Annotated in this window: 14 protein-coding genes; 5 read left to right on the top strand and 9 right to left on the bottom strand. The window is 68.5% G+C overall.

What is annotated here, in order from left to right; genetic code table 11:
* Window positions 1-729, top strand: a 729-nt coding sequence (locus RMO97_RS07330) for a putative sulfate exporter family transporter (RefSeq protein ID WP_310539970.1), incomplete at its 5' end; no start/stop codon positions are given.
* Here RMO97_RS07330 and RMO97_RS07325 read toward each other — a convergent pair.
* The 3 genes from RMO97_RS07325 to RMO97_RS07315 form a co-directional block, all read right to left on the bottom strand.
* Complete coding sequence (locus RMO97_RS07325; protein WP_310539969.1) at window positions 722-1,315, bottom strand: DUF3501 family protein; 594 nt, start codon at window positions 1,313-1,315, stop codon at window positions 722-724. The two genes, RMO97_RS07330 and RMO97_RS07325, sit on opposite strands and share 8 nt — an antisense overlap.
* Before the next feature lie 9 nt (window positions 1,316-1,324).
* A complete protein-coding gene (locus RMO97_RS07320) occupies window positions 1,325-2,701 on the bottom strand; it encodes a heterodisulfide reductase-related iron-sulfur binding cluster (protein WP_310539968.1) in 1,377 nt (458 codons plus the stop codon).
* A 170-nt stretch (window positions 2,702-2,871) separates the two neighbouring features.
* Window positions 2,872-3,288, bottom strand: coding sequence for a rubrerythrin family protein (locus RMO97_RS07315; protein ID WP_304698448.1), 417 nt, complete (start codon window positions 3,286-3,288; stop codon window positions 2,872-2,874).
* A gap of 267 nt (window positions 3,289-3,555) precedes the next feature.
* Between RMO97_RS07315 and RMO97_RS07310 the strand changes: the two genes are divergently transcribed.
* Window positions 3,556-5,055: an NAD(P)/FAD-dependent oxidoreductase gene (locus RMO97_RS07310; RefSeq protein ID WP_310539966.1), complete on the top strand. Its 1,500-nt coding sequence runs from the start codon at window positions 3,556-3,558 to the stop codon at window positions 5,053-5,055.
* A 162-nt stretch (window positions 5,056-5,217) separates the two neighbouring features.
* Here the strand turns inward: RMO97_RS07310 and RMO97_RS07305 are convergent, their stop codons facing one another.
* The gene (locus RMO97_RS07305; RefSeq protein WP_310539964.1) at window positions 5,218-6,075 is read right to left on the bottom strand and encodes a hypothetical protein; all 858 of its coding nucleotides are present in this window, start codon (window positions 6,073-6,075) and stop codon (window positions 5,218-5,220) included.
* 113 nt (window positions 6,076-6,188) lie between these two features.
* Between RMO97_RS07305 and RMO97_RS07300 the strand changes: the two genes are divergently transcribed.
* Together RMO97_RS07300 and RMO97_RS07295 are read left to right on the top strand one after the other, a co-directional pair.
* Window positions 6,189-7,484: an SLC13 family permease gene (locus RMO97_RS07300; protein ID WP_310539963.1), complete on the top strand. Its 1,296-nt coding sequence runs from the start codon at window positions 6,189-6,191 to the stop codon at window positions 7,482-7,484.
* A 114-nt stretch (window positions 7,485-7,598) separates the two neighbouring features.
* The gene (locus tag RMO97_RS07295; RefSeq protein ID WP_310539961.1) at window positions 7,599-7,982 is read left to right on the top strand and encodes a hypothetical protein; all 384 of its coding nucleotides are present in this window, start codon (window positions 7,599-7,601) and stop codon (window positions 7,980-7,982) included.
* A gap of 61 nt (window positions 7,983-8,043) precedes the next feature.
* Here the strand turns inward: RMO97_RS07295 and ppc are convergent, their stop codons facing one another.
* The 5 genes from ppc to RMO97_RS07270 all read right to left on the bottom strand — a co-directional run bounded on the left by ppc (window position 8,044) and on the right by RMO97_RS07270 (window position 15,842).
* Window positions 8,044-10,728: a phosphoenolpyruvate carboxylase gene (gene ppc / locus RMO97_RS07290; RefSeq protein WP_310539960.1), complete on the bottom strand. Its 2,685-nt coding sequence runs from the start codon at window positions 10,726-10,728 to the stop codon at window positions 8,044-8,046.
* 81 nt (window positions 10,729-10,809) lie between these two features.
* On the bottom strand, window positions 10,810-12,981 hold the full coding sequence (locus tag RMO97_RS07285) for a penicillin acylase family protein (RefSeq protein ID WP_310539958.1): 2,172 nt from the start codon (window positions 12,979-12,981) through the stop codon (window positions 10,810-10,812).
* A gap of 74 nt (window positions 12,982-13,055) precedes the next feature.
* The gene (locus RMO97_RS07280) at window positions 13,056-13,628 is read right to left on the bottom strand and encodes a TetR/AcrR family transcriptional regulator (RefSeq protein WP_310539957.1); all 573 of its coding nucleotides are present in this window, start codon (window positions 13,626-13,628) and stop codon (window positions 13,056-13,058) included.
* Between the two features lie 86 nt (window positions 13,629-13,714).
* A complete protein-coding gene (locus tag RMO97_RS07275; RefSeq protein ID WP_310539956.1) occupies window positions 13,715-14,737 on the bottom strand; it encodes a glutathione S-transferase family protein in 1,023 nt (340 codons plus the stop codon).
* 10 nt (window positions 14,738-14,747) lie between these two features.
* On the bottom strand, window positions 14,748-15,842 hold the full coding sequence (locus RMO97_RS07270; protein WP_310539955.1) for a ribonuclease Z: 1,095 nt from the start codon (window positions 15,840-15,842) through the stop codon (window positions 14,748-14,750).
* Between the two features lie 98 nt (window positions 15,843-15,940).
* On the opposite strand from RMO97_RS07270, the gene RMO97_RS07265 reads away from it, so the two are divergent.
* Window positions 15,941-16,557, top strand: a 617-nt coding sequence (locus RMO97_RS07265; RefSeq protein WP_310539954.1) for a haloalkane dehalogenase, incomplete at its 3' end; no start/stop codon positions are given.

The following is a 16,557-nucleotide window of genomic DNA, read 5'->3' as shown; positions in this document are numbered from 1 at the left end:
GAGGTGCTGGTGATCGCCGCGGGCGGGGTGGTGCTCACCATCCTGGCCGGCTGGGGTCTCTCGCGGGTCTTCAAGCTCAAGCCAGACTTCGGCATCCTCACCGGCGGGGCGGTCGCCATCTGCGGCGCCTCGGCGGCTCTGGCCCTGTCCTCGGTCCTGCCGCCCTCGCCGACCCGGGAGCGGGACACCACCCTGACCGTGGTGGGGGTCACCACGCTCTCCACGGTGGCCATGGTGCTCTATCCGATGATCGCCGCGGCCGTCGGCCTGACCCACACGCAGTCTGGGGTCTTCCTGGGGGCGACCATCCACGACGTGGCCCAGGTGGTGGGCGCCGGCTACGGCGTCTCCAAGGAGGCCGGCGACACCGCCACCATCGTCAAGCTGTTCCGCGTCGCCCTGCTGCTGCCGGTCATCGTGGTGGTGGCCCTGATGTTCCGCTCCAAGATGGCCGCAGGCCCCTCGGGCAAGCGCCCGCCGCTAGTCCCGATGTTCCTGCTGGGCTTCGTGGGCCTGGTGGCGGTCAATTCCTCGGGCGTCGCCCCCGCCGGCCTCATGGACCAGACCGGCGAGGCGTCACGCTGGTGCCTGGTCACCGCCATCGCCGCCCTGGGCGCCAAGACCTCCCTCAAGGAGCTGACCTATGTCGGCTGGAAGCCCATCCTGCTGATCGTCGCCGAGACCGCCGTGGTGCTGGGCTGGGTCCTGGCCATGTTGATCTTCAGCTAAAGTCGCGGGCCAGCTCCGCGCGCGTCGCGGGGCTCAGCAAGGCCAGGTGGCCATAGCTCTCGTGACCGCACCCGATGGCCACGCTCACTGCCGGGTCGCGGAATTGGGCCAGGTGTTCCGGCTTCAGGGGGAACCGCAGGAAGTGCACCGAGGAGGTCTTGCCGTCCTCCCGCGTGCGCTCGACATCGCCCTCGGGGACGCCGCCCATGCGGTCCTCGCCAATCTGGACAAAGAAGTGATCCTCCACCCCGCCCAGCCTCGCCAAGGTCGCGGCGCGGCGCACCTCGTCCTCGATCTCGAACATCACCGTGGCCACCAGTTCCGAGCCCTGCGGGATCAGCGGGTTATAGGCCGCCAGCTCGTCGGCCAGCTGGGCGTCGCCGCCCTTCTCGATCAGCAGCATCTCCTGGACCTGGAACAGCATGGTCTCGAAGCTCTCGAAATAGAACGAGCAGATGGGCCCCAGATCGATGCGGCGCAGGCGCTTGGTGGGCAGCAGCGCCTTACGCCGCTCCCCCCGCACCTTGGCGAACTCGGCGTCGGGAAGCAGGTCGGCCTTGACGATCCGGCGCTCACTCAGCGGCATGGCGGTTTCCTAAAGCCCGTAAGCGCGGGCGAAGATTTCGATGGGGTGTGACTGGCGCGGCTGGGCGGCGTCGCCGGTCTCGGCGACCAGCATCTGGCCGATGTGCTTGCAGGCCAGCGGGCAGTCGGAACAGAACTCGGCGTTGGCCTTCTGCGCCACCTGGCGGGTGGTGGGCTTGCCCACCTTCAGGGCCGCGGGCCGCGTCGCCTTCATGATCCCGAAGGTGCCGCCGTGGCCCGAGCAGCGCTCCACCACGTCGACCTTGGCGCCGGGGATCAGGCGCAGCAGGTCGGCCGACTTCTGGCCCATGTTCTGCGCCCGAGCGTGGCAGGCGTGGTGCACGGTGATCCCGCCTTCGACGGTCGAGAGCCCCGGCGCCAGCCCCTCGGTGCGGGCGATGTCGAGGAGGTATTCGCTGATGTCCCGCGTGGCCGCCGCCAGCCGCCCCACCGCGTGGTCGCCGGGATGCATCAACGGCCATTCGAACTTCATCATCAGGCCGCAGGAGGCGGTCAGGGCCACGACGTCGTAGCCCTCTGCGATCCAGGGGGCGAAGGCCTGGGCGATCCGCTGGGCGCGTTCGGCCACGTCGGACACGTCGCCGGCCTCCAGCTGCGGCATGCCGCAGCATTCGGGATAGATCGCCTGCGTTTCCACCCCCTGCAGCGCCAGCACGCGGGCCGCGGCCACCGCGGTGTCGGGCTGGTTGTAGTCCACGAAGCAGGTGGCGTAGATCACCGCCTTGCGCAGGCCAAAGGCCGGGCCCTGGGGGTTGGCGGGCACGGGGGCCTTGAGCCGGTCGGTGGCGGTCTTGGCGTGGTACTTCGGCAGCTCGGCCTCGGCGTCGATCTGCGCGATGGCGTCCAGCAGCCCCCTCAGCGGCGTGTTCTTTCGCGCCGTGGCCCAGTTGGCGAGGCCCGCCAGCGGCTTGGCGAGCTTGCCGTTGCGGTCGGTCTGGCCCAGCTGGTCGCGGATGAAGTCCTTCTGCCCCGCGCGGCGCTTGGCCGCCCGGTAGCGCAGGATCAGGTGCGGGATATCGATGTCGAACTCGTGCGGCGGCACATAGGGGCACTTGGTCAGGAAGCACATGTCGCAGAGCGTGCAGGCCTCATCGACCTTGGCGTACTCCGCCTTGGGGACGCTATCGAGCTCGCCGGTGGGCGCTTCGTCGATCATGTCGAACAGGCGCGGGAAGCTGTCGCACAGATTGAAGCAGCGCCGGCAGGTGTGACAGACGTCGAACTGCCGCTCCATCTCCTTCTCGACGGCGGCCAGGTCGTAATAGGCCTCGTCGCGCCAGGCGATGGGATGGCGGAACGGCGCGTCGAGGCTGCCCTCCCGCGCGGTGGTTTTCGGGCTCTCGTCCACCTGGGACCTCCAGCTCACGCGTTCAGATACGCCGCCCTTTTCCTCCCCCGTTTACGGGGGAGGGGGACCGCCGATAGGCGGTGGAGGGGGCGGCCTCAAGCTCGGCGCCCGGTCTCGCCCCCTCCACCACGCTACGCGCGGTCCCCCTCCCCCGCTGCGCAGGGGAGGAAAGGCGGCGAGCAGTTCGCCTAACCCAGCGTCTCAAGGGCCCGCTGGAAGCGGCCGGCGTGGGACTTCTCAGCCTTGGCCAGGGTCTCGAACCAGTCGGCGATCTCGTCGAAGCCCTCGTCGCGGGCGGTGCGCGCCATGCCGGGATACATGTCGGTATATTCGTGGGTTTCGCCGGCGATGGAGGCCTTGAGGTTCAGCTCGGTGCCGCCGATGGGCAGGCCGGTGGCGGGGTCGCCCACGCCTTCCATGAACTCGAGGTGGCCGTGGGCGTGGCCGGTCTCGCCCTCGGCGGTGGAGCGGAACACCGCGGCCACGTCGTTATAGCCTTCGATGTCGGCCTTCTGGGCGAAGTAGAGATAGCGGCGGTTGGCCTGGCTCTCGCCGGCGAAGGCGTCCTTCAGGTTCTGCAGGGTCTTGCTGGTGGCGAGCGTCATCTGGTCATCTCCCTATGAGTCGAAGGGTGTCCGGGCGTCGAGGCCCAGCCTTGCTCAATCGCCACTATGAGCGCTTTCCGACATAGACCTAATCGAATTAATCTATCCACATCATAGAGCGCATCGATGAAGTGAATCCGCCCACCCTATCGGGCTTTCATTTGTGATCGTTGATAAGTTATCTTGACCAAGATCAAGGCCGGCCCGCCTGCGGACCTGAACCTTGGCGATGAGGAAACCGCGCTCCGGCGCCCAGAGATCAGATTCATGTCCCAAGCCGCCACCCTGACCCGCACCGCCCAGAAGACTGAGCATTTCGATGTCCTGATCGTGGGCGCGGGGATCGCCGGCGTCGGCGGCGCCTATCATCTGGCCAAGGAGCGGCCGGGGGCCAGCTTCGTGGTGCTTGACGTGCAGGACACCTTCGGCGGCACCTGGGCGACCCACAAGTATCCGGGCATCCGCTCCGACAGCGACCTCTACACCTTCGGCTACAAGTTCAAGCCCTGGGTGGGCGCCCCCATCGCCACCGCCGACGAGATCCTGCGCTACATGGGCGAGGTGATCGACGACAACGATCTGGCCCGCCACATCCGCTACAAGCACAAGATCACCCAGGCCTCCTGGTCCAGCCAGGACAACCTCTGGACCCTGGAGGCCGAGCTCACCGACACCGGCGAGCCCCTGCGCTTCACCACCAACTTCCTGTGGATGTGCCAGGGCTATTTCCGCCACTCCCAGGGCTACACCCCGGAATGGCCGGGCATGGCCGACTTCAAGGGCCAGATCATCCACCCCCAGACCTGGCCCGAGACCCTCGACTACAAGGGCAAGAAGGTCGTGGTCATCGGCTCGGGCGCGACCGCCGCGACCCTGGTCCCGGCCATCGCCGGGGACTGCGCCCACGTGACCCTGCTGCAGCGCTCGCCGACCTATTTCATCCCCGGCCGCAACGCCAATGAGCTGGCCGACACCCTGCGCGAGCTGAAGATCGACGAGACCTGGATCCACGAGATCGTCCGTCGCAAGATCGTCCATGATGGCGCGGCCTTCGCCAAGCGCGCCCAGGACGAGCCGGAGGCCGTCACCGCCGAGCTGCTGGCGGGCGTCCGCGCCTTCCTCGGCGAGGATTTCGACGTGCAGAAGCACTTCACCCCGCGCTATCGCCCATGGCGCCAACGCATCGCCTTCATCCCCGGCGGCGACCTGTTCATGGGCATCCGCTCAGGCAAGGCCTCGGTGGTCACCGACGAGATCGACCGCTTCACCGAAAAGGGCATCGCGTTGAAGTCCGGCGAAACCCTGGAGGCCGACATCATCGTCACCGCCACCGGCTTCGACCTGGCGGTCCTGGGCGACATCGAGTTCAGCATCGACGGCAAGACCTTGGACTTCGGCGACACCGTCACCTACCGCGGCATGATGTTCACCGGTGTTCCCAACATGGTCTGGGTGTTCGGCTATTTCCGCGCCTCCTGGACCCTGCGCGCCGACATGGTCGCCGAGTTCGTCCTGCGCCTGCTCAAGCACATGGAAGAAACGGGCGCCAAGAAGGTCGAGGTCGCCCTGCGCGACCAGGACAAGGACATGACGCTGCTGCCCTGGATCGACCCGGAAAACTTCAACCCCGGCTACCTGATGCGCGGCATGCACCTGCTGCCCAAGAGCGGCGACAAGCCCGAATGGCGCCACAGCCAGGACTACCTGGCCGAGAAGGAAGCCTTCCCCCTCATCGACCTCAACGACAAGGCCTTCGTCTACAAGTAAGGACTCGCGGGAGAGGCACGCGGCTTAGATCCTCCCCCAGGCGCTTCGCGGCGATGTGGGGGAGGTGGGTCTTCGCGCAGCGGCGAGCCGGAGGGGGATCAACGTCGTTGACCTCTTCGGCGCCGACCGGCGTCGCCATGGGCGCCCCTCCTCCTGCCGCGCCTAGTCGCGCCACTCGCTCAGGGTCTCGCCAGTGTCGCCATCGAGGAAGGCGACCCGGTCATAGGCCACCGCATAGAGGCAGATCGGCCGATGGTCGGGCGACTCGCTCCAGCAATGGTGGGGCTGGCCGTCCTTGAAGCCCACCAGGCGGCCTTCGAGGCGTAGGCGATAGGTGTGCGACAGCACCGAGGTGTCGGCCTTGTCCACCTTGCGGACGAACTCGTAGGGCCGGCCGCCTCGCCGCGACACCCGCGAGCCCGATGTCTCGAATACCTGGGCCAGCGCCAGGGTCTGGGCGGCCGGCGGCGTTGGCGTGGCCTGAATCTCAACGGCGCGCTTCGGCGGGCAGGTTTCCGTCGCGGCCCACGGGCGCGGGATCCAGAATCCCTCGACGGCCTCGATCTCGGCGGTCTCGTCGAGGTCCTTCACCAGCGGCAGAGCCGTCAGGTTCACGGGCCGCGCCACCAGGCGCAGCACGCCCTTGTCGATATCATATTCGGCGAAGGCCTGGCCGCCGTCCGCACCGGTCCTGGGACCATCGCAGCCGAAGGCGATGTCCAGGCGGAAGCTCCGTCCGATCAGCGGCGAGCGATCGCCGCCGGCCTTGGTCCCCGTGGCGAAGGCGGTCGTGGCGCGTTCGGCGGCGTCCACCAGGTCGGCCCGGGTCAGGGCGGGGGGCGGCGCGGCGGCGGCGATGGGGGCCGGCGGTGGCGGCGCTGGCGCCGGCGCGGCGGGCTCAGGCGTGTCGGGCCGGCTCAAGACGGCGAACAGAAGAATCGCGCCGCCGACGGCGGCGATGCTGAGCGGCGCGATCAGTGAGAGTTTGCGACGAGGCGTCGCCGGTCTATCATCCGACATCGACGAACCTTAGCAGATGGCGGCGGCATTTTGACAGTTCCTCAGAGATTTCTGGGCGCGGGGCTCAGGAACGAGGGGCAAGCTTCACTGTTACGGCCTGCTTCCGCGGCGCGATGACCCCACATCAACTGGTCGCGCTCGCCGTCCTGGTCTCAGTGGTCGTCGCCCTGATCTGGGGTAAGCTCCGCTCTGACGTAGTAGCCCTGGCCGGAGCCGCCGTCTTGCTCGGTACGCGGACGATCCGTCCGGTCGAGGTGCAGGGCGCCTTCGCGAGCCCGGCGATCATCGCCTTGGCCAGCCTCTTCGTCATCGCCTACGCCATGGAACTGTCAGGTCTGCTCGGCCTGGCCATCCGCTATGCCACCCGCCTGTGCGCCCGACTCGGGGCGCTCGGCATCTGGCTGGTCATCGCGGTCTGCGGCGCCGCCTCGGCCTTCCTCAACAACACCCCCATCGTGGTGCTGTCGGCGCCGGTGGTGCGCGATGTGGCCCGATCGCTCGACCTGTCGCCCAAGCGATTCCTCATTCCGTTGTCCTACGTCACCATCCTCGGCGGCGCCTGCACCCTGATCGGCACCTCGACGAACCTGTTGGTCAACGACATGGCGCGAAACGCGGGCCAGCCGGGATTCGGCATGTTCGAGGTGACCCCCGTGGCCCTGGTGGTGGCTCTGGTGGGCGGGGTCTATCTGTTCCTGTTCGGCGGCCGCCTGCTCAGCGGCGCCAGCAGTTCCGAGGCGTCCGAGGCGCTTCCCGCCAAGGCGGCGCAGGCCGCGGGGGACGACCCGGACCTCGTGCCGACCGCCCCGGTCTTCCGGCCCTTCGAGGCCATCGCCTCCCTCGTTGTCTTCGTGGCCGTGGTGGTGGTGGCGGCTTTCGGGGTCGCGCCCATCGCGGCTTCGGCCTTCTCGGGCGCTGTGCTTCTCGTCCTGATGCGGGTGATCAGCATCGACGACGCCTACAAGGGGCTGCGGCCAGAAATCCTGTTGCTGATCGCCGGCATGGTGGTGGTGGGTCTGTCCCTGGAGGTGACTGGCCTTGCCTCCCTGGCCACCGATGCTCTGGTGGGATGGGTCGAGGTTCTGGGTCCGGGCCTGGCGCTGGTGCTTCTCTACGGCGCGACCCTGTTGCTCACCGAAATCCTCTCAAACGCCGCCGTCGCCGTGCTGCTGACCCCGGTGGCCGTTGCCCTGGCCGAAAGTCTCGGGGTCAGCCCGAGGCCCTTTCTCGTAGGGATCATGATGGCGGCCAGCGCGGCCTTCGCGACCCCCTTCGGCTACCAGACCAATGTCCTGGTCTTCCAGCTGGGCCGATATTCCTACATGGACTTCGTCAAGATCGGCGTGCCGCTCAACCTGCTGACCTGGGCGGTCGGGGCTGCGGCTATCCCGGTGTTCTTCCCGTTCTAGATGTAAGAGGCGTCGCGTCCTTCGAGCATCACGCGATTGTCAAGCTGTAGAGGGCGCCCATTGTTCCCCTCGGCCGGTATATTCCTGGCGCTTTCAGGAGAGATCGTTGGGACCATGATGCATGACATGACCTCGGAAACCGTGTTGGTTGTTTGCAGTGACGCGAAGATTGCGGATCATCTTCTCGACAGTCTGTTTCAAAATGGCGTGAATGCTGTCGGACCGGTCGACAGTGCTCGAATGGCCATCGCGGTCGCCACCAATGGCCAGCCTACCTTGGCGGTCATCGCCAATCCCCCCACCGGCCGGCGCGGCGCGGTGGAGCTCGCCCAGGCGCTGGAGCGTGACTGGGGCATCCGTTCCTGGATCCTGGACGACGCCGTGTCGGAGCGGGACAGGACATCCGGCGACCTCGCCTGGTCGGCCAACCCCCGGCAGATCGAAGGCCTGCGCCGCGTCCTCGGGCGATCCGACGAGATCGACGCCGTCTGTCTCTGACGCTGAAGAGTTAGAGCATTTTCGATCCGAGAACCGTTTCACACCTATCGGAAAAAACGCTCTAGCCCGAGTTCCGCAACCCCGCCGCCACGCCATTGATCGCCAGGTGTATGCCTTCCCGCACCTCCGGCGTGTCGTCGCCTGAGCGCCGCCGGCGGATCAGTTCGATCTGCAGGTGGTTGAGCGGGTCGATATAGGGCAGGCGCGAACGGATGATGGCCGCCAGGTCCGGGTTGTTCTCGAGCAGGGACGACTGGCCGGTGATGGACAGCAGGGCCGTGGTGGTGCGCTCCATCTCCGCCCGGATCTGGCCGAAGATGGTGTCTGCCAGGGCGCGGTCCTCCACCAGTCCGGCATAGCGCTCGGCGATGGCGATGTCGGCCTTGGCCAGCACCATCTCCATGTTGGCGAGCGTGGTGGAGAAGAACGGCCAGGTCTGGTGCAGGTCCTGGAGTTGCTCGGGCGCCAGGCCCGCGGCCTCCACGGCTGAGCCAAAGCCGTACCAGCCGGGCAGCATGACGCGGGCCTGCGACCAGGAGAACACCCAGGGAATGGCGCGCAGGCCCTCGACGGTCCGGGTGGCCTGGCGCGAGGTCGGCCGGCTGCCGATGTTCAGGTCGGCGATCTCGGCGATCGGGGTGGCGGCGAAGAAGTAGTCGGCGAACCCTTTGGTCTCGTAGACCAGGGCCCGATAGGCGCGGAAGCTGGCGTCGGAGAGCCGGTCCATGATCTGGGCGTGGGCCGCGCGCGCGCTCACGTCGCGCCTGCGCAGGGAGGCCAGCACCACCCCGGCGGTCAGGGTCTCCAGGCTTTGCCGGGCCAGTTGCGGGTCGGCGTACTTGTTGGCCACCACCTCGCCCTGCTCGGTGATGCGGATATGTCCGTTCACGGTGCCGGCCGGCTGGGCCAGCAGGGCGTCGAAGCTGGACCCGCCGCCCCGGCCCACCGTGCCGCCGCGTCCGTGGAACAGCTGCAGGGACAGGCCCGCGGCCTTCGTCGCCTCCACCAGGGCGGTCGAGGTCTGGTGCAGGGTCCAGGTGGAGGTGAGGTAGCTGCCATCCTTGTTGCTGTCGGAATAGCCGATCATCACCTCCTGCCGGCCGGTGGCCGACAGCAGCCGCCGGACCAGGGGCAGGGCCAGATAGCGGGTCATGGTGGCCGGCGCGTCGCGCAGGTCGGCGATGGTCTCGAACAGCGGCTCGGCGAAGATCCGGGCGCCCGCCGGGTCGTCAGGCTTCAAGAGCCCCACCTCCTTGAGCAGCAGGTAGACCTCCAGCAGGTCGGAGACCGAGGTGGTGTTGGAGACGATATAGGCCTTGATGGCCTCGGGGCCGTAGAGGCGCACCGCCTCGGCGGCGGCCTGCAGGACCGCGTGCTCCTTGCCCGTCTCCTCGCTGTAGGCGGCATAGGGCGAGTGCAGCAGCCGCCCGTGGGACAGCTCCCTGACCAGCAGGTCGCAGCGCGCGTCCTCGGAAAGCGCCTCGTAGTCGGGGCAGACCCCGGCCACCTTCAGCAGTTCGGCGGTCACCCGGGCGTGGACGGCGGAGTTCTGGCGCATGTCCAGGGTCGCCAGGTGGAAGCCGAAACAATCGACGGCGCGGATCAGGTCGGGCAGGGCGCCCTCGGCGAACACCTCTCCATGCTGGGCGATCAGGCTGTCCTGCAGCACCTGCAGGTCGGCCTTCAACTCTTCGGGGCTGGTGTAGGGCGGGGTGCGGAAGGGGGAGGGGTGCGGCGAGCCGCCGGTCAGGGCGGGATAGGCCGCCGCCAGCCGAGCATAGATGCCGGTGAGCGCTCGGCGGTAGGGCTCCTCGGCGCGGCTCAGGGAGGTGTCGGGCGAGCGGTCGGCCAGGGCCTGAAGCTCCGGCGTGATCCTGGCCAGGCTCGCGGAGATGGAGAGCTCGGCGCCTAGGGCGTTGATCCGCGCCAGGTGGCTGTCGAGGGCCGCGCGGGCCTGACGCGCGAAGGCGTGCCGCATGATCTCGGCGGTGACGAAGGGATTGCCATCGCGGTCGCCCCCCACCCAGGATCCGACCCGCAGGAAGCTGGGCAGGTCCGCGCCGGGCGTCAGGTCGCGCCAGTGGGCGTAGAGCCTGGGCAGTTCGGTCAGGAAGCTGCGCTCGAAATAGGAGACCGCGTTCTCGATCTCGTCGGCGACCCCCAGCTTCACGCCGCGCAGCAGCCGGGTGCGCCAGATGATGGCGATCTGCCGGACCAGCTCGCGCTCATGGGCCGCGCGAGCCTGCAGGTCGGGGGTGTCGTGGGCCTCCAGCGCCTGCATGATGGCACCGGCGCGGTCCAGCAGGCTCTTGCGGCGCACCTCGCTGGGGTGGGCGGTGATCACCGGGGCGATCACCGCGTCGGCCAGCAGGGCGGCCACCTGACCCGCGTCGACCCCGGCCTCGGCCAGGCTGCGCATCGCCCCGGCCAGGGTGTCGGCGCGGCCCTCGGCCTCGCGGCCGCGGCGGCGCTGGATCTGGTCCTCGGCGATATTGGTGATCTGCAGGAAGCAGGCGAAAGAGTGGGCGAAACGCACCGCATCGGGCAGCGACAGGGCGCTCAGCCGGCTTTCCACGGCCTTGTCGCCCAGTCCCGGGCCATTCCTGTGCAGGGCTACGGACGCCTGGCGGATCTGCTCGATCTCGTCATAAACCGCCTGCCCATCCTCCGAGCGGATCACGTCGCCCAGGATACGCCCCAGGAAACGCACTGTGGCGCGGAGCTGGACAGGCAGGGAGTGGGGCATGACGACCTCTCGACAAACGTTTATGACACCGGTGTCAATGATCCTGCAACCTTCAGAACCACTTCAGGCGGCGCCCAAATCTCAACGCCCCGGCCGATAGGTCCGCTCCGTGTGGCCGCTCAGCTGCTCGGGATAGAAATAGACCTCCCGCAGGTCGCCTGCGGCGTAGCGGCCCGCCTGGTCGTTGAAGTGCTTGGAGGCCGGATCGCCGCTCTCCCCGCCGGCCGAAATCGCCCGGGCGCGCACCTTGTCGCCGAACTCGACGACGGCCACGAAGCTGTTGCCGCTGGTCCCGTAGTACCTCTTGGTCCCTGGCTTGCGCCCCGCGCCGAAGGACGCCAGTGACCCCCACTGGGCCGAGGCGAAGGGCACGGGGAGGCTGGGCGCCGCGTCGCTGAAGGGCTGGACCAGGTCCCCGGTCAGTCGCTGGAACCGGTTGATCTCGCCCCAGGGCGTGCGCCAGGTCCCGAAGTCGGCCGCCAGCCGATCCGAGGCGGTCGCCAGGGCCGTCAGCTTCTGCTCGGAGGTGGTCTGGCTGACCATGTCGTCATAGACCGGCCGGCGCGCGGCCCGGGCGGCGACCGCCACCTCGCCCCACAGCTGCTCGGCCCAGAACACCGCGAGCGAGGTGGCTTCCGAGGTCGCCGACGACCGGCGGTCCCAGCTCCGCAACAGGGCGATCTGGTCGGCGAGCCTGGCCTTCAGCGGACTGGCGGCCGGGGTCGTGTCATAGGCCGCCAGCAGCGGCGGGATCAGCTGGTCGAAGGCGGTGAGATGCGGGTCGTAGGCCGCCGCGAGGAGCGCCTGCAGGGTGAAGTCCTTGCGGTCCTTCAGCACCGCGATGGCGTGGATCCCGCGCGGGTTCTCCCCGGCGGAGTCCATGTAGCGCGGGAAGTCGGCCTGCCTGGGACTGTGGGCGCCGGCCGCTGAGTAGGGCCAGTTGTTGGTGTTGGTGATCCAGCCGTTGGGCGGGCTCAGGACGCGCGGGGCGTCGTCGAGCGCGTGCAGGCCGTTCCAGTCCGTCGCCGGGTCGGAGCCATCCACCGGCGCGCGATAGTCGAACCGGTCGTCGCGCCGGGGAATGAACTGCGGGTGCAGATAGGCGACCGCGCCGTTGGCGTCGGCGAACAGGGTGTTGTTGGAGGAGTTGGCCTGCAGGGCCATGACCTTCATGTAGCTGGCGAAGTCGACAGCCTTGGTGCGCAGGAACGACTGGCTCAGCGCCGCGATCGGCCGGTGCATCAGGGCCACGCTGATCGCCTTGCCCTCGGCCTCGCGGACGATGGGACCGTGATGGGTGCGGTAGGTCCTGAAGGTTCTGGCCTTCATTGCGCCGTCGGCGGCGCGGTAGGGCACGGTGATGAGCTTGGTGGTGACCGGGCGGCTCTCGGCGCCATAGCGATAGGTCAGCTTGTCGGCGCTGAGAGTCTCGGCGAATTCGTCGATCACGTCGACGCCGCTGGAGGTGTGCATCCAGCCGGCCTTGGCGTTGAAGCCCTGGTAGATGAAGAACTGCCCCCAGGTCGCCGCGCCGTAGACGTTCAACCCCTCGTCGCTGGTCACCTGCTGCTCGGAGCGGAAGAAGAAGCTGGTGTGCGTGTTGATCAACAAGAGGGCGTGACCCGCCGTGGTGATGCCAGGTGCGATGGCGAAGCCGTTGGAGCCCGAGGGCTCCTTGAACCGGGCCAGGGCGACCTGTTCCTCACCCATCGAGGTCTGGCGGCCGCCGTAGAAGGCCTCGAGCTGGGACAGGGAAATGCTCTCGATATCGCCGCCGATGCTGCCCTCGGTGAAGGAGAGCGCCATCCAGGGTTCGAAGCGCTTGATCACCCGGGGCGTCACGGTCGGGTGGGTGGCCAGGTAGTAGTTCAGACCATCGGCCCAGGCGGCCATCAGGGTCCGCAGCCAGGCCGGGCTTTGGGCGTACTGGGTCTGGAGCTCGGCGGGATCGATGAACAGCTTCATCCGCAGGTCCTGCCAGATGGCCTTCTCGCCCTCGGCCTCGGCCAGGCGGCCCATGGCGTTGATGTAGTTGGTCTCCACCCGGTTGAAGTCGTCCTCGGCCTGGGCGTAGACCATGCCGAAGACGGCGTCGGCGTCGGTCTTGCCGTGGACATGGGCGATGCCCCAGTCGTCGCGGACGATGCTGACGGCGGCGGCCTGCTTCTCCCATCGCGCTCGGTCATCGGCCGCAGCCGGCGTGGCGAGGGCGATCAGGACGACGAAGGCGAGGACGCGCGAGAGCATGTGCATGCCGCGACGCTAGGGTCTGGCCAAGGCCTCGGCAACGCCGCGGTCGCCAGAAACCGGTGTCACGCCGTCGAGCGCTAGGCGATCAGGCGCCGGGCGGCGGATTCCAGCACCGCGCGGGTCTGCTCCACTGAGAGGCCCTGTTCCTCGCGCAGCCGCGACCAGGCCTCGAAGCTCAGCAGCAGGTCGAGGGCCTCGAGAGTCTGGGTGTCGACTGCGTCGCCCACGACCCGTTCCAGGATTTCCCGCAACCGCCGGGAGAGCCGGTTTGCGTCATCTCCGAGGAACCGCGACCGGTGGCGGAAGGCGTCGGACGCCCTGCGGAACGGGCCGATCTTCTCGAACGCCACGCCGCGGCGGCCCACCAGCTCCACAACCCGGCCCGGCCAGTCGGCGGCCTGGAAGGGCTGGCCGGCCACCGCCTGGACCTCAGCCTCGATCGCCTCGGACATCTCGCGATAGAGGCTGTCCATGTCGCTGAAGTGCCGGAAGACGGTGCGCAGGCCGACATCGGCCCGGACCGCCACCTGTTCGGCGCTGGGGGCGATCTCCCCCGACTGCACGATCTCGAGCATGGCGGCCACGATGCGGGCGCGATTGTCCTCGCCGCGCCGCCGTCGGCCGTCGGAGGAGCCTGCCGGCTCCGCCACATTCACCTCAGCCCGTTCCGTCACGCGATGTCACTCACCCAGCCCACAACCGGTGATTAGGCCCGCTCGCCGTCTCGCGCCAGTCTTCAGGCGAACAGGGCCATGCATCCGGTGGGCGCGAGGATGGAATCGACCGTCGCCCGGGCGCCGGCCTCCAGATCGGCCCGCGATGATCGCAGCCGCTGCAGGCACTTGGCCTGGTAGGGGAAGGGCTGCTGGCTCCAGGCCTGGCCGTCCACCACCGCCTCGACCTCTGCAGCGCCCGCCATCACCGCCCGCGCATTGGCCAGCATGACCGGCGGATAGACCCTGCCGATCTCGGTCAGCAGGGCGATGAGGGTTTCCGGCAGGGCTGCGATGTCGTTCCAACCGTCCTGCGCGGGCTCGACCCCCGACTGGTCCTCCATCATCCCGACCCAGGCGGTGACGCGCGGCGCGGTCTTCAGGGTCAGGGCCATGGGCGTCGGGTCGAACTCGGCGAGCTGGGTCAGCTGGCCGAACACCGCGAAGTCGCAGGCGGAGGGCCGATGACCCAGGAGATAGGGCTGGCGGGTCAGGTGCGCATCGAAGGCCTTCAGGAAGCGGACATAGGCCGCCTCGATCACCGGGCCGGTCACGGCGTTGGAGCCGACGTAGCGCAGCCGCCCGATCTGGCGCTCGGCGAACATCGCCCCGCGGGCCGCCAACTCCTGGTCGGGCACGCAGAATCCCCGCCAGCAGGGCAGGATGGCGGCGGCCTTGGCGATGTCGGCCTCGTAGGCCCAGCGGTAGTGGAACATGGCCTTGGTCAGCCACTCGTCGGCATAGTCCTCGATCAGCTCGTTCAGGAAGGCCAGGGCCGGGTCGGCCGGGATCAGGCTGCGGCTTTCGTGCTCGCGCTCCAACCGCAGGATGATCGGGGTGGAGTCGGTCACCGCCTGCAGCTCTCCGGCCTCGTCGGGCAGGTAGAAGGTGGGCAGTAGGGCGACCTTCGGCTGGGGCAGGCCCGCCAGGGCTGGACCGCTGGGCGGCAGGAACCGGTAGGCGATCCGCCGGTAGCGCAGGACCGCCAGCATCTTGCGGGTGTAGGGCGAGCCGGGGGCGCCGGACAGGGCGATGGGGTCGGACATGCCGATCTCCTCAGCGGAAGGTCTGGAGTCGCTTGGAATAGGTTATCTCGGTAGAGCCCGCGGGCAAGCTCATCAGGTCGCCGTCATGGCCGACCCGGATGGGACCTTTGAAGATCTGCCGCGACTTGCCCAGGAACGGGCCTTCCAGGGCGCGGCTCGGCAGGGGCGGGATGACGTGGGTGAAGAGCAGGGACTTCACGCCCGCCCGCTGGGCGATGGCGGCGGCCTGCTCAGGGGTGGTGTGGTAGCTGAGGATGTCGTGGAAAATGGCCGCCAGGTTGGCGCGCTGGTTGGTGACGGCCGCCTTGCGCTGAAGGCCCACCAGCTCCGGCGAGAGCCCCTCGTGCACCAGCAGGTCGGCGCCCTTGGCGGCGGCCTCCAGGCGCGGCGAGGCCGCGGTGTCGCCGCTGATCACCACGCGCCGGCCCTTGTAGATGAAGAGGTAGCCCACCGCCGGCTCCACCGGGTTGTGGTGCACGGGGAAGGCGATGACCTTCAGGTCCGGCTCGTTGATCAGGGTGACGTCCGGCAGGTTGGGTCGCGCCTCGAAGGATCGCGCCGCGCCGCCGAAGCCGCTGGGGGGCGTCACGGCCGGGCCGTGGTGGGCGACCCGGTAGCCGCGGTCAAGCACGTAGGCCGACTGGAAGCCCGCCACCACCTGATCGACCCCCGTGGGACCGTAGACCGGCAGCGGGCTGGTGTTGGGCCCGCTGGCCCAGCGCTGCAGCATCAGCTCGCCCAGGCCGTCGATGTGATCGGAGTGGAAGTGGGTGAGGAAGACCGCGTTCACGCGGGCCGGCGGCAGGTTCATCAGGGAGAGGTTCTTGGTGCTCCCGGCCCCGGCGTCCACGACGAATAGTTTCTGGCCCGCCAGCACCACGGTGCAGGGCCCGGCGCGGGTGGGGTCGGGCATGGGCGAACCCGAGCCGCAGAGACCCACATGCAGGCCGTCCGGCAGATCGGCGTAGGGGTCGCGGGCCATGACCTCCAGGTAGATCCTCTCCATGGCCGCCGTGCCGATCTGGCCCCGCATCAGCCAGGCGCCGGCCAGGGCCACCGCGACCAGCGCGATCAGAACCAGGGCTGCTCTCCACCGCTTCGACATCTTCGTCCTCCCGCCCGGCTTGACCCGGGAATGTATTGGCACTCATATTGTCACTAGTTTTGGCCGAGGGCCAGAGAGAAGTGGCGAGAGGGACTGGCATGCAGATTTTGAGGACTCCGGACGACCGATTCGCCGGCCTGGCCGACTGGCCCTTCGCGCCCCACTACGCGCAGGTGACGGATGGCGACGGGACCGCCCTGCGCCTGGCCTATGTGGACGAGGGCCCGCGTGACGGGGCGGTCGTGCTGCTGATGCACGGCGAGCCGTCCTGGGCCTATCTGTATCGCAAGATCATCGCCGCCCTGGCGGCCAAGGGTCATCGGGTGATCGCGCCGGACCTGATCGGTTTCGGGCGTTCGGACAAACCGACCCTGCGCACCGACTACACCTATGCCCGACACGTGGACTGGATGAGCCAGTGGTTCGGGGCGATGGATCTGAAGGACGTCACGCTGTTCTGCCAGGACTGGGGCGGGCTGATCGGCCTGCGCCTGGTGGCCGCTTTCCCCGACCGGTTCGCAGGCCTGGTCATCGCCAATACCGGCCTGCCGACGGGTTCGGGCATGAGCGACGGCTTCAAGGCCTGGCTGGAGTTCAGCCAGACCGTCCCGGAAATGCCCATCGGCATGATCGTCAACATGGGAACCGGCCGGGAGCTGACCCTGGCCGAGATCGCCGCCTATGACGCGCCCTTCCCGGACGAGACCTACAAGGA

It is taken from the genome of Phenylobacterium sp. (assembly GCF_031425575.1).
In the GTDB taxonomy this organism is placed as follows: domain Bacteria; phylum Pseudomonadota; class Alphaproteobacteria; order Caulobacterales; family Caulobacteraceae; genus Phenylobacterium.
This window is presented reverse-complemented; position numbering and strand designations above follow the sequence as displayed.